8 protein-coding genes are annotated in these 12,484 nt (G+C 55.0%); 3 read left to right on the plus strand and 5 right to left on the minus strand.

The features are described 5' to 3' along the window. The first annotated feature begins 197 nt into the window (after positions 1–197). Positions 198–944 (plus strand): tRNA (N6-threonylcarbamoyladenosine(37)-N6)-methyltransferase TrmO, encoded by a 747-nt coding sequence (gene tsaA, locus NG346_RS06110; RefSeq protein WP_262280211.1) that lies wholly within the window; start codon positions 198–200, stop codon positions 942–944. A 607-nt stretch (positions 945–1,551) separates the two neighbouring features. Here tsaA and NG346_RS06115 read toward each other — a convergent pair. From NG346_RS06115 to NG346_RS06135, 5 genes are all read right to left on the minus strand, one after another. Beyond that, positions 1,552–3,855 (minus strand): glycoside hydrolase family 31 protein, encoded by a 2,304-nt coding sequence (locus NG346_RS06115; RefSeq protein ID WP_262288441.1) that lies wholly within the window; start codon positions 3,853–3,855, stop codon positions 1,552–1,554. Continuing rightward, complete coding sequence (locus tag NG346_RS06120) at positions 3,852–5,198, minus strand: glycoside hydrolase family 43 protein (protein WP_396266739.1); 1,347 nt, start codon at positions 5,196–5,198, stop codon at positions 3,852–3,854. Before NG346_RS06120 ends, NG346_RS06115 begins: the two co-directional genes overlap by 4 nt. 254 nt (positions 5,199–5,452) lie before the next feature. Then, positions 5,453–7,591, minus strand: a complete 2,139-nt coding sequence (locus NG346_RS06125) for a Tex family protein (RefSeq protein ID WP_262280209.1) — start codon at positions 7,589–7,591, stop codon at positions 5,453–5,455. A 48-nt stretch (positions 7,592–7,639) separates the two neighbouring features. Beyond that, complete coding sequence (gene dacB / locus NG346_RS06130; protein ID WP_262280208.1) at positions 7,640–8,938, minus strand: D-alanyl-D-alanine carboxypeptidase/D-alanyl-D-alanine endopeptidase; 1,299 nt, start codon at positions 8,936–8,938, stop codon at positions 7,640–7,642. 5 nt (positions 8,939–8,943) lie between these two features. Beyond that, complete coding sequence (locus NG346_RS06135; protein WP_262280207.1) at positions 8,944–9,366, minus strand: PH domain-containing protein; 423 nt, start codon at positions 9,364–9,366, stop codon at positions 8,944–8,946. Positions 9,367–9,523: 157 nt separating this feature from the next. Here NG346_RS06135 and nadB point away from each other — a divergent pair, with 157 nt between their 5' ends. Together nadB and NG346_RS06145 are read left to right on the plus strand one after the other, a co-directional pair. Further along, entirely contained in the window at positions 9,524–11,110 is a 1,587-nt protein-coding gene (gene nadB / locus NG346_RS06140; RefSeq protein WP_154533973.1) for an L-aspartate oxidase, read from the plus strand. 10 nt (positions 11,111–11,120) lie between these two features. Continuing rightward, positions 11,121–12,410 (plus strand): serine/threonine protein kinase, encoded by a 1,290-nt coding sequence (locus NG346_RS06145; protein ID WP_262280206.1) that lies wholly within the window; start codon positions 11,121–11,123, stop codon positions 12,408–12,410. Positions 12,411–12,484 lie beyond the last annotated feature (74 nt).

A 12,484-nucleotide genomic window follows, 5' to 3' on the forward strand; every position in this document is an offset into this window, starting at 1 on the left:
CTATCTTTTCTTGTTCCATGACCGCAAAGGTAAGCAAAAAAAATAGTTTTAGCACGCTATCATATCAAGTTCTTTGGTTAGGCAGCGGCATCCGTCCGCCACGGACAATCCCCCTTGGGCCCTTTTTTTCCCATGCGAGTTTTTTTTCGTACCTTTGCAATGTCATCATTATCAATATCATCAATCTGCGAAGCTGTATGGAAATAGAGAAGATCGCAACGTTTCATTCGCCTTTCGGCAGTAAGTTTGGCATTCCCAAGCAGAGCGGCATCGTGCCGGAGCTGCGTGGAGAGATCGTTTTGGAGAAGGCCTACCGCAACCCCGACGCGCTGCGCGGCATCGAGGACTTTGACTATCTGTGGTTGGTGTGGGGCTTCTCAGCCAACCGCCATGCGCCTACCAGCCTCACCGTGCGGCCGCCGCGCCTTGGCGGCAATGAGCGGGTGGGTGTCTTTGCCAGCCGCAGTCCTTTCCGACCTAATGGCCTCGGGCTGTCGTCGGTGCGCCTCGACCGTGTCGAGTGGGACACCCCACGCGGACCGGTGCTCCATGTGCTCGGCGCAGACCTGATGGACGGCACGCCCGTCTACGACATCAAACCTTATGTGACCTATGCCGACAGTCATCCCGAGGCACGCAGCGGCTTCGTTGACCGGCGGAAGTGGCAGAAGGTGGAGGTGGACATACCCGCGAATGTTCTCGCCCAGCTACGGGCGGCAGGACTCACGGAAGAGGATATTACGGCCCTGCGTGCCGTGCTTGAGGAGGATCCACGGCCACAGATACAGCGGGGAGAAGACAAGGAGTATGGAATGCCTTTTGCCGGACTCGACATCAAGTTCCAAGCTGTGGGTGGGAGACTGGTGGTAAGAAGCCTCCCCCCCCTCGCCCCCTCTCCCAAGGAGAGGGGGAGTGAAATGCTGCAAGGGGTCAACAGGGATTAGAGAGCTTTCCTCAAAGTACTCCAAAAGGCGTAGCCTGCTTGGTGGATCTGAGACTCTGTGTGAGAAAAATGTATTTTGTTAATGATAAGTTAGAATGAAAGGAATCGGTAAGCGAAGAATTATTCAGACAAAAACACCTCCGCGAGAACTTGCAATCTGGAGAATGAGAAATCGATGAAATAAGGGGCTATGGGTCAGAAACGGACTTTGAGGGTGAGAAAACAGTGATTTTATGACATCATCTCAGTTGTTTTACCTTGTCAGAAAGCTGTTTTGATGAGGTCAAACAACTGAGATGATCGAAAATTCTCTAGAGAATTTTGTGAGAAATGGGCACTTTTGCATTCGGCTTCAAATGATTTTATTCGTAAATCATACCATTTTAATCATAACGTATTGATTATCATTGGTTTGCGAAAAAGCCCAAAAATACCGTGAAATTGAGACAAACATGCACTCTCGTTCAGAAAATCGTCGCTACGAGGGCGGAAAATTGTCACTTTATTCAACAATTAACCATAGACAGATTTCGTTGAGAGCAGGGGAGTCTACGCGTCTCGCATCACGATTGTCTTTGCCAATATTTGAGTTCGTGAAGCGGGACGCGTCATTCGACGACATGCCATGCCACCTTTGTCTTTCCTTTTACGGTCAGTTTCCTTTGTTTGTCGTTCCATAGGAGCCGGGTGAGCTGGTACTTTCCCTTCTTGTAGTCGTAGGAGATGCCGTCGTCGTGATAGAGGGTAAACGCGGCATCGGCACCGGGGAAGACCAGAGCGGTGACAGGCTTTCCCTCTTGTGCATCGGAGTACTCAACGACGTCGGAGACGGGGATGACCGTTCCGGCCTTGACGAAGAGCGGCAGACGGTCGATGGTCACCACCACGGTGAGCCACTGGCCGCCTTCGTAGCGGCGATGCGTCCAATAGTCATACCATTGGCAACCACGGGGCAGATAGACGCTTCGCGTCGTCGTTTCAGACATCGGATGCGTCACGGGACAGACGAGAAGGGAGCCGAAGAGATACTCATCCTTCAAGTCGAGCACCGTGGTGTCGTCGGGGAAGTCAAAGGCCAGGGGGCGTGCCATGGTGTAGTTGCCCCGTGTCTGTGCCGCTGCCATGCTGTAGATATAGGGCAGCAGGCGGTAGCGCAGCCTGATCATCCGCAGAATGGCATCGTAGTAAGGCGTACCGGGCTCACCAAAGCGCCAGATCTCGCGTGGCGTGTCGCTGCCATGGGAGCGGAGCATCGGCAGGAAGGTGGCCCACTGAAACATGCGCACGTAGTATTCGCGATAGGCCTTGTCGTTTACTCCGCCCGGAAACTCACCTTTGTAGAACCATCGGTGGCCGTCGTCGCGTGTGAAGAATGAGCCCACGTCGACCGTCCAGTAAGGATTGCCGGTGGCCATATAGTTCAGTCCGGATGGTATTTGCTGGCGGAAAGAAGCCCATGAGGCATGGGTGTCACCATTCCACACCACGGTAGCATAGCGTTGCTGTCCTGCCCAACTGCTACGCGTGAGGTTGAGCACACGTTTGCGGTCGGTGGTAGCCCGCTGGTTGTCGTAGAGGCCACGGGCGTGGTTGAGTGAGTAGAGCTGGCTGCGCTCAGCACCGAGGGTCTCGCTGAGGATCTGCGTGTTGAGCTGCCATCGCCGTTGCTGATCATCCCATCCATAGGGATGTCCGTCCACGGGCTGCGGTATCTGATTCCAGTCGCCGTCGAGCGGTTCACTGCTGTCGCACCACCAGGCATCGAAGCCATTGCGGAAGAACTCGCGGTCGGCATACTGCCAATAGAGTTTGCGGGCATTCGCGTCAAAGGCGTTGTAGACCGAGTGCTCGAGCATATAGCCCCTTTTCCCGAAGTCGTCGGCTTCGGGACAGTACTGCGGGTTGGGCCAGATGCTTACCATCAGCTTGGCGTGAAGACTGTGGATGGTGTCGGCGAGAGCCTTGGGACTGGGATAGAAACGAGGGTCCATCTTCATGTATCCCCAGCCCTGTGGCCAGTAGTTCCAGTCCTGCACGATCATGTCGAGCGGCACGTGACGCCGGCGGTATTCGCGCACCGTGGCGATGAGCTCAGCCGAAGAGGTGTAGCGCTCTTTCGACTGGATATAGCCAAAGGCGTAGCGGGGCAGCATCTCTACACGCCCTGTGAGGTATCGGTAGCCGCCCACTACCTCGTCGGGCCGCTTGCCGGCAATGAAGTAATAGTCGAGTTGTCGGGCTGCCTCCATCTGCATGGAGAACGTGTGGCCGCTGGATGTGTATTTCATCGCGCAGCCTACGTCGAAGAGCAGGCCGTAGCCCTGTGGTGAGAGAAGCACGGGAATGGTGATCTTCAGGTTGTGCTGAGTGAGCCACAGTGTCTTGCCGAGCAGGTTCATATAGTCCTCCATGTGTGAGCCCAGCCCATAGAGTGCCTTTGTTCCCGGGCAGGCGAACGAAGAGAAAAAGCGTGTGGAGTGCCCGATGGTGTCGGTGCGGATGGCCTTTTTCACGGTTACCTGTCCGTTGGCAGTCTGCTCGGCGTGTGCCGTGCGGTCGTCATAGACGGTACGTGTCTGCACGACGGGCTCAGCCCTGCGCTGTGTCTCTTCCAGCAGCACACGTCCGGTTTTTCGGTCTGTGAAGGTGATGGCTGTCGTCTTGAGGTTGACGCTGACCTTCAGCACCGACGAGCGCAGCACCCGGCATCCGTTTTCTCTGGTCTGGCGAACCGCTACCTGATGGGGAGAATAGATACACACGCCGGTAGCGTTGCCCGGCAGCTGACCGTCGGGTGACCATTGCACTCTGACGATCGACGGTGTGACAAACGTGACCTTCACGTCAGCGGCACGGAGTGCTGACGATGAGAGAAGGATCAGGAAAAGAGTAAGAATCGCTGATTTGTTCATCGCATCTGCCACCAGTCAAAGTTAAACAAGTTGCGTTTCTGACGATCACCACCACGGAAGACCAGGTAGAGGTCGTGGACACCCTTGGCACCGGTCAGAGAGCACGTGAACTTCTGATACTGAAACTTGGTGTTAGGAACATTTACGGTACCTGCCAGAGCGCCATTCACAGAGTCGAGTCTCACCTCGATGCGGCCGCCATAGAGCTGGGCGGAACAGGAGGCCGTGAACTCATGCGCTCCTTTCCGGAAGTCCACGCCCTTGACGAGGATATACTCACCGTCGTCGATGTCGGTGACAAACGGTGTGTCGTTCCATGGTCCCGAGGGGTTCTCTCGCGTGGTTTTCAGTCCGTAGCCCCATGCCATCGTCTCAGCCTCCACGCGCCGGAAAGGATTGAAGGTGCCCACCTGCCGGAGCGTGCAGTCTTGGAAATAGGGCAGTTCCACGATGGTGCCGTCGGGACGGTAGGTCATCTCAGCCGCGGAGACAGAGCGTCGCTCGGCATGTCGGCTTGTTTCCAACCGAAAAATGTCGTAGTTGAGTCCAAAGCAATAGGAGCGTCCCTTGAAGTCGATGATGCCGGGGTGGTTGCCGCGTGTGCGTGGCGTATGGTTCATGATATGGCCTTTGTAGGTCCATGGACCGGTGGGTGAGTCGCTCATGGCGTAGCCGATTCCCTCGGGACAGCAGGTAGAGGCAAAGGCCATGTAGTAGTGGCCCTTGCGCTTATAAAACCACGGGCCTTCCTGATAGTCCTGGATATGAGACATCTGCATGATCTCGCCACTGGTGGAGATCATGTCCTGGTTGAGTTTGATGCAATAGAGATTGGGGTTGCCCCAATACATATAGGCTTGTCCGTCGTCATCAATAAACACCGTGGGGTCGATGTCGTACCAGTGCTCCTTCTGCCAGATGAGCGGCTTGCCCAGCGGATCGACAAAGGGACCGTCGGGCGAGTCGGCTACCAGCACGCCAATGCCGTGGCCATGGATGGGACAATACATATACCATTTGCCGTTGCGCTCCACCACGCATTCAGCCCAGGCGCCGTTGTCGCCCTTGTACCATTTGAAGTCGCGCAGTGAAGCCACGGCACCATGATCCTGCCAGTTGACCATGTCGGTGGAGGTGTAGAGCAGCCAGTCGCGCATTTTGAAGCCCTCGGCGTCGTCCTCGTCGTGGGTTGTATAGAGATAGACGGTGTCGCCGTGGACATAAGGCGCCGGGTCGGCGGTATACTTGGTTTGGATGATCGGCATGTTCAAGTCATGCTGTGCCCATGCCATGGAGCTGATAGCGCTGGCAAGGAATAGTAATAATGTAGATTTAGTTTGCATCGTGATAAGATTGTATCTGATGCAAAGATAGTGTTTTTCTTTCTGAATGAGGGAGTGAGAAATATCAAAAACTTCTTTTGATGTATCTGTAATAGGGAGAATGTTTCAAGCGCATCATACTTTTGTTTAACCAACAAAAGTATAGCCTGAGACAGCGGATAAAGGAATGATGGATCGTTTCTCCTGCAACACTCACCCCTTGAAGCATTTTACTCCCCTCTCCCTTTGGAGAGGGGGTAGGGGGGTGAGGCTGTTTATTGTCCCACACCTTTCATTGTCAGTGCAATGCGATGGCGGCGCTTGTCAACTTCGAGCACCTTTACTCTGACGTGCTGGTGGAGCTTGATCACATCGTTGGGATCCTTGACATAGCGGTTGGCGAGCTGGGAGATATGAACCAGTCCGTCTTGATGGACACCGACGTCGACAAAGGCACCGAAGTTGGTGATGTTGGTCACAATGCCGGGCAGTTCCATGCCGGGAACCAAGTCGTCGGGAGTCTTCACGCGCGGGTCAAACTCAAAGGTTTCTATCTTGTCGCGTGGGTCAAGGCCCGGCTTCTCCAACTCCTTCATGATGTCGCGCAGCGTGGGCAGTCCCACGGTGGATGTCTTGTAGCGGTTGAGATCGATCTTCTTGCGTTCCTCGGGATTTTTCATCAAGTCGATGACACGGCAGCCGCAGTCCTTGGCCATCTGCTCCACGATGGGATAGCTCTCGGGATGCACGGCACTGGCATCGAGCGGGTTTTTCGCTCCGGGAATGCGCAGGAAGCCCGCACACTGCTGATAGGCAGCCGGGCCGAGGCGTGGCACTTTCTTCAGTTGTGCGCGCGAGGTGAAGGCACCGTGCTCCTTGCGGTAGTCGACGATGTTCTGAGCCAAAGCCGGACCGAGTCCACTGACGTAGGTGAGCAGGTTTTTGCTCGCCGTGTTGAGGTTCACGCCCACCGAGTTGACACAGAGCTCGACGGTCTGGTCCAGGCTGTGCTTGAGTTTGGTCTGATCCACGTCGTGCTGGTACTGTCCCACGCCGATACTCTTCGGGTCGATCTTCACCAGTTCTGCCAGTGGGTCCATGAGTCTCCGCCCGATGCTTACGGCACCGCGCACGGTGACATCCTCGTTGGGAAACTCCTCACGGGCGGTCGCTGATGCGGAGTAGATGCTGGCGCCATCCTCGCTGACCACGTAGACGGGGATGCCGGGAATCTGTCGCAGGATGTCCGCCGTCTCGCGCGATGCCGTGCCGTTGCCCACGGCGATGGCTTCGGCACCGAAGCGGTGGGCGATGTCGGCAAAGCGACGGAGTGCAGCCTCGCTGCCCCCATGGCTGTCGGCGATGTGTCCGGTGGCAAAGACCACGTCGTGAAAGAGCAGATTGCCTTGTGCGTCGAGCATCACCACTTTGCATCCCGTGCGGATGCCCGGGTCGACGCCCATGACGCGTTTCTGTCCGAGTGGGGCTGCAAGCAGCAGCTGGCGCAGGTTCTCACGGAATACTTTGATGGCCTCGTCGTCGGCTTTCTCTTTGCTCAGCGCGGAAAACTCTGTCTCCATCTGCGGGCCGAGGAGACGCTTGAAAGCATCGTCGATGGCCTCGCTGACGATCGTCTGGCAAGGTCCCGTGCCGTGGATATAGTGTCGTTTGAGTTTGTCGGTGCACTCCTCATCGTCGGCACTGATGGTCACGCGCAGCACGCCCTCGGCCTCGCCACGGCGCATGGCCAGCAGACGGTGGGAGGAGCAGCGGCGCAATTCCTCGCTGAAGAAGAAGTAATCGGAATATTTCTGGGCCTCGTCCTCGTCGCGCATCTTCGGCACCACGCGTGAGGCAATGGTAGCCTCTCGGCGGAAGATGCCTCGGACAGCCTGTCGCGAGCCCTCGTCTTCGCTGACGCGCTCGGCGATGATGTCCTGAGCACCTTTGATAGCTTCGGCTGCGTTCTTGACCTCACCTTTGACAAAGCGTTTGGCCGCATCCTCGGGATGACGCTCAAACTGCATCATCAGCGTGTTGGCCAACGGCTCCAGTCCACGTTCGCGGGCTACCTGTGCCCGTGTGCGCCGCTTGGGCTTGAAGGGCAGATAGAGGTCTTCGAGCTCTGTGGCATTCCAACTGGCCGTGATGCGATTGCGCAGTTCGTCGGTGAGTTTGCCTTGTTCCTCAATGGTTTTGAGGATGGTGTCCTTGCGCTTCTGCAACTCTTTGAGCTTGTCGTTGAGATCGCTGATGGCAGCTACCTGCACCTCGTTGAGGTTGCCGGTAGCCTCTTTGCGATAGCGGCTGATGAAGGGAATGGTACAGCCCGCGTCGAGCAGGTCGAGCGTAGCGTCGACCTGCTCGGCACGGATATGAAGATGTTCGGAAATAAACGGAGTGAAGGTGTTCATCGAATCTTGTTTTTAGTGATTGGGAAGATCATGGTGCGGCTGTCGGTGTCAGTTTCTGCACAGAATGTTGCAGACCTTGTCTTGAAACCGTCGGCCGTTGATGCCATGAAGCAGTCCCTGGTTGATGATAGAAAAACAGATATGGTGGCCGTTGGCGGCGGTGAGATAACCACAGAGCGAACTGATTCCCGTCACGGTACCCGTCTTGGCGTGGACGTTTCCGCGGGTGAAAGAGCCCTGCATGCGGCTGCGGAGGGTGCCGTCGCGCCCGGCGATGGGCAGTGCCTGGTAGAGGTGGTTATAGATGATGGCGTTGCTGAAGGCATAGCGCAGGAAGCGCACCTCCAGCTCCGGACTGACATAGTTGTAGAGCGAGAGCCCCGAGCCGTCGGCAAACTGATAGTTGGCAGGGTTGAGTCCTACCTTGCTGACGAGTTGGCGGATGACCGACCGGGCGTCTCGTGCCGTTGCCGGCCGGTTGCCCGTGGAGGCTGCTATCTGATAAAACATCGACTCGGCGTAGAGGTTGTCGCTCTGTTTGAGCATGCGCATGAGTATCTGGTCGATGGTGTGGAAACGGCTGACGATGCAGTAGGCGTCCTGTGGTTTGCGAGCCTCGCCGAAGACACCCGTCACGACGATGCCCGCCTTGCGCAGCTCAGCACTGAAGCGGTCCATGAACAGATCCTTGCGGCCGATGAGCAGGGGCGAGAGCGTCGGGTTGTCGTCGTCCCAGCACCATCCTTCGCCGAGGCTGTCGCGGTCCTTCATTGTCCGGTCGGCATAGACATTGCCGCGGATGGTGTCCACGCCCATTTTGCGCAGAGCCTCGACAAGAGCCCGCAGGTCATCGCTGTTGAAGCGCGGGTCGAAGCCGCCCACGCAATAGACATCGCCACGAAGGACACAGGAGTCTACTTTGCCCGTATAGCACAGTTCGGTCTTAAACTGGTAGCTGCCGCCGAGACGGTCCAAGGCTGTGATGGCGGTGATGACCTTCAGCGTGGAGGCGGGGCGAAGGAGCTGCCGCTCATTGTGGCGGTAGATGGCCGAGTCGGCATCGAGGTCATAGACCATCAGTCCCACTTGGGAAGTCTGGAACATGTCGTCGCGGAGCAACGCGTCGATAGCCATCTGCACGTTTCTCGGCCAGGGCAGTGTGTCGTTTTTCACCACTGCTGAGTCGCTCCAAAGAGAGTCTACGGCCGTGCTGTCGTTTTCTTTCTCTATCTCAGAGTTGACAATCTGTGCCTCAGCGGGCAGGGCGAGTGTCAGGGCAAAGAGCCATGCGAGGAGCAGGCCCAGGTATTTTGTTGTTGTCTTGCTGTTTGTCTTCAATGCTGTCATGTCGTTTAGTCAATCTCCTCCTTTCCTTCTTCTTTGTCGCTGCCGTGTGCTTCGTGGATGCGGCTGCGCAGACATCTGAGAAACGAATCCTCGTCGTTGGGCTCCGCGCTGGTCAATTTTCCGCTGCCATACTCGATGAGCAGATAGTGCACCAGCCCCCATGTTGTCGTCATTGGACGGATGGCACGGATGTCACTCAGCGGTACCCGTATGTCGTGGAGGAAACGTCCGCGGTGGATGATCAGGTCATGGCCGCGCAAAATATAGCATGAGTGGAGCACCCGCTCAATGACAGCCACCAAGGCCGCGACGACAATCAGTGCCGCAAGGATGCCTTTTGTCCAAAACAGGTAAAAGGCAAGCAGTGACAGAATGATGATGCCACTCTTGGCGCCCAGGGTGAATCTGTGTTGAAAAGTACGGTCCATAATCTAAAGGAAAAAAGTATGCTTTCGCCTTACAAAATCTTTTTAAATGCAAAATTACAAAGATTATTATAATGCGATTGCATTCATTTAGATAATATTTAGTAATTTTGCACCAATTAATAGTTGCAAGACTATCACAGTCAAATCATTACGCGTCATGACTTATAAATATGACTTTCTGATTATCGGTGCCGGTATTGCCGGCATGAGCTATGCCCTGAAAGTGGCAAAAGCTAAGAAAGGTAAAGTATGCATCATCTGCAAGACCACTCTTGACGAGGCCAACACTCGTTTCGCCCAAGGCGGTGTGGCCTCTGTCACTAATTTGGAGCTTGACAATTTCGACAAGCATATCCACGACACCATTGTCGCCGGGGACTATATCAACGATGTCGATGCTGTCAAGCAGGTCGTCACCAAAGCACCCGAGCAGATCAAGGCTTTGGTGGAGTGGGGCACCAACTTCGACAAGAAGAACAATGGCGACTATGACCTCCACCGCGAGGGTGGTCACTCGGAGTTTCGTATCCTCCACCATGCCGACGATACCGGCGCTGAGATACAGCGTGCGTTGATGGCTGCCGTGAGAGCGAACCCTGACATAGAGATCAAGGAGAACCACTTCGCTGTGGAGATTATCACGCAGCACCATCTCGGCGCGCGTGTCACCCGCCGCTCTCCTTATATATATTGCTACGGTGCCTATGTGCTCAACCCGGAGAACAAAGTTGACACCTACCTGAGCCGTGTCACGGTGATGTGCACCGGCGGGTGTGGTGCCGTCTACCAGACAACCACTAACCCCGTGATCGCCACCGGCGACGGTGAGGCTATGGTCTATCGTGCCAAGGGTACGGTGAAGGATATGGAGTTTGTGCAGTTCCATCCCACTTCGCTCTATCATCCCGGTGAGACGCATCCTGCCTATCTCATCACAGAGGCTATGCGTGGCTACGGTGGCATACTGAAGCTGCCAAACGGTGAAGCCTTCATGAAGAAGTATGACGAGCGTGGCTCGTTGGCTCCCCGCGATATCGTGGCACGCGCCATCGACAAGGAGATGAAGAAAAACGGTATCGACCATGTCTACCTCGATGTGACGCATAAAGACCCGGAGGAGACCAAGCACCACTTCCCCAATATCTACAAGAAGTGTCTGTCCATCGGCATCGATATTACCAAGGAGATGATCCCCGTGCGCCCCGCTGCTCACTATATGTGCGGTGGCATCAAGGTGGATCTCAATGGTTGCTCAAGTATTGAGCGACTCTACGCCATCGGCGAGTGCTCATGCACCGGACTGCATGGTGGCAACCGACTGGCCAGCAACTCGCTTATCGAGGCTGTCGTCTATGCCGACGCCGCTGCCAAGCATAGCATAGAGCATGTCGACGATTATGACTTCAACGATAAGGTACCGGAGTGGAACGATGAAGGTACGCTCACCAATGAGGAGCACGTGCTCATCACGCAGGCTAATAAAGAGGTGGGAGAGATCATGTCGAACTATGTGGGTATCGTGCGCTCCGACCTGCGGCTGAAGCGTGCGTGGGATCGTCTCGACTTGCTCTATGAGGAGACGGAGTCTCTCTTTAAGCGTGTGAAGATCTCACGTGACCTCTGCGAGCTTCGCAACATGATCAACGTGGGCTATCTCATCACGCGTATGGCCATTGAGCGCAAGGAGTGTCGCGGTCTGCACTACACCATCGACTATCCGCTGCACGCGTATGATAAGAAATGATTATTAGCGCGTGACAGAAGATACTTCTTTCTCAGACTTCATTGAAGGGAGCTTCACAGCTCCCTCCAGTGACTATACCGGCTTTGAAAAAATTGCCGACGGGGCTATCTGTACCCTGTGGCGGGCTAACAAGGACGGACAGCGGTATGTTGTCAAGTCTTTGCAAGCCGAATACCGGGATCAGACACAATATATTGCAAGGCTGAGAAAGGAGTATGATATTCTTTCAATATTCGACAGTCCTTACGTCGTGAAGGCTGTGGACTATTGTCGTATTCCCCTTTATGGCATGTGCCTCGTGATGGAGTGGATCGACGGTGTGACGCTCAAACAATGGCTCTATGGACCCTGTTCGCCTGATTTCCCTCGGTTGCCAAACATGGTAGAGCGGCGGCGGGCGGCACTTGAGATCGTCAGGGCTGTGGAGTATATTCATTCCTTGCAAGTCGTGCACCGAGACTTGAAGCCTTCCAACATCATGGTCACACGGACCGGACGACAGGTGAAGCTGATCGACTTCGGACTTGCCGACACCGACAGCTTCACCATCTTTAAGGAGCCGGGGGGCACGAAGGGGTATATAGCACCCGAACAGCGTAAGATCTCGGTGACGGACGAGCGAAACGATGTCTATAGTCTTGGCATCATCTTGCAGGAGATGAGGCTCGGAAGGATGTGGCGGGGTATCATACACAAGATGCTCAAGCCCATTGACCAGCGTCTTGGTCATGTCAGTGATGTCATCGTTTTGCTGCATCGCCGTACACGTTTCGTCAGTGTCTTGACGGGATTGTGCTTGGCAGTGGCACTCTTCGGAGGTGGCTTCTGGACTTGGGACCGCATTGTCAATCCGCGACCGCACTTCGAGGTGGTGACGCGTTTTCAGTATTCCAACATGATCTTTGAGTCGTGGGGTGGGGGTAAGGTCACGATTCGCCCGGCCATCAATACGGAGGAAGTCGTGGAGATACCGAGTAAGATGTCTTACGATGGATTTAGTTATCAAGTAGACGAGATTACCTTCAATGCTTTTAAAAACGATAGCAATCTGCATTCAATCATCATTCCCGGTGGTGTCCACCTGATGAAAGGTGCTTTCAAGCATTGTCCTAACCTTAGGGATATCTATATCCGTGGCAACCGGCCGCCTCGTATCGGCAACGAATATTGGCCGGCAGATATCAATGATGTCTTCGATGCCTCGCACTTCTCTTCTGTGCGCATCCATATTCCCAAGCATAGCCGTGCGGCTTATAGCGACTATCCTTGGACTCTGTTTAAGCATTATGTGCTGTATTAACTCACACATTGTCTTTTTCTAACCCTCTCATTACGCTCTTCCCTTCTCTACAGGGAAGGGTCGCGTGGGCTTTT

Source organism: Hallella absiana, from assembly GCF_025457485.1.
Classification (GTDB): Bacteria; Bacteroidota; Bacteroidia; order Bacteroidales; family Bacteroidaceae; genus Prevotella; species Prevotella absiana.

What these genes read in the sequence shown, in the direction of transcription:
- tsaA (WP_262280211.1), top strand. Translation starts at nt 198, where the DNA reads ATGGAAATAGAGAAGATCGCAACGTTTCATTCGCCTTTCGGCAGTAAG.
- NG346_RS06115 (WP_262288441.1), bottom strand. Translation starts at nt 3,855, where the DNA reads ATGAACAAATCAGCGATTCTTACTCTTTTCCTGATCCTTCTCTCATCG.
- NG346_RS06120 (WP_396266739.1), bottom strand. Translation starts at nt 5,198, where the DNA reads ATGCAAACTAAATCTACATTATTACTATTCCTTGCCAGCGCTATCAGC.
- NG346_RS06125 (WP_262280209.1), bottom strand. Translation starts at nt 7,591, where the DNA reads ATGAACACCTTCACTCCGTTTATTTCCGAACATCTTCATATCCGTGCC.
- dacB (WP_262280208.1), bottom strand. Translation starts at nt 8,938, where the DNA reads ATGACAGCATTGAAGACAAACAGCAAGACAACAACAAAATACCTGGGC.
- NG346_RS06135 (WP_262280207.1), bottom strand. Translation starts at nt 9,366, where the DNA reads ATGGACCGTACTTTTCAACACAGATTCACCCTGGGCGCCAAGAGTGGC.
- nadB (WP_154533973.1), top strand. Translation starts at nt 9,524, where the DNA reads ATGACTTATAAATATGACTTTCTGATTATCGGTGCCGGTATTGCCGGC.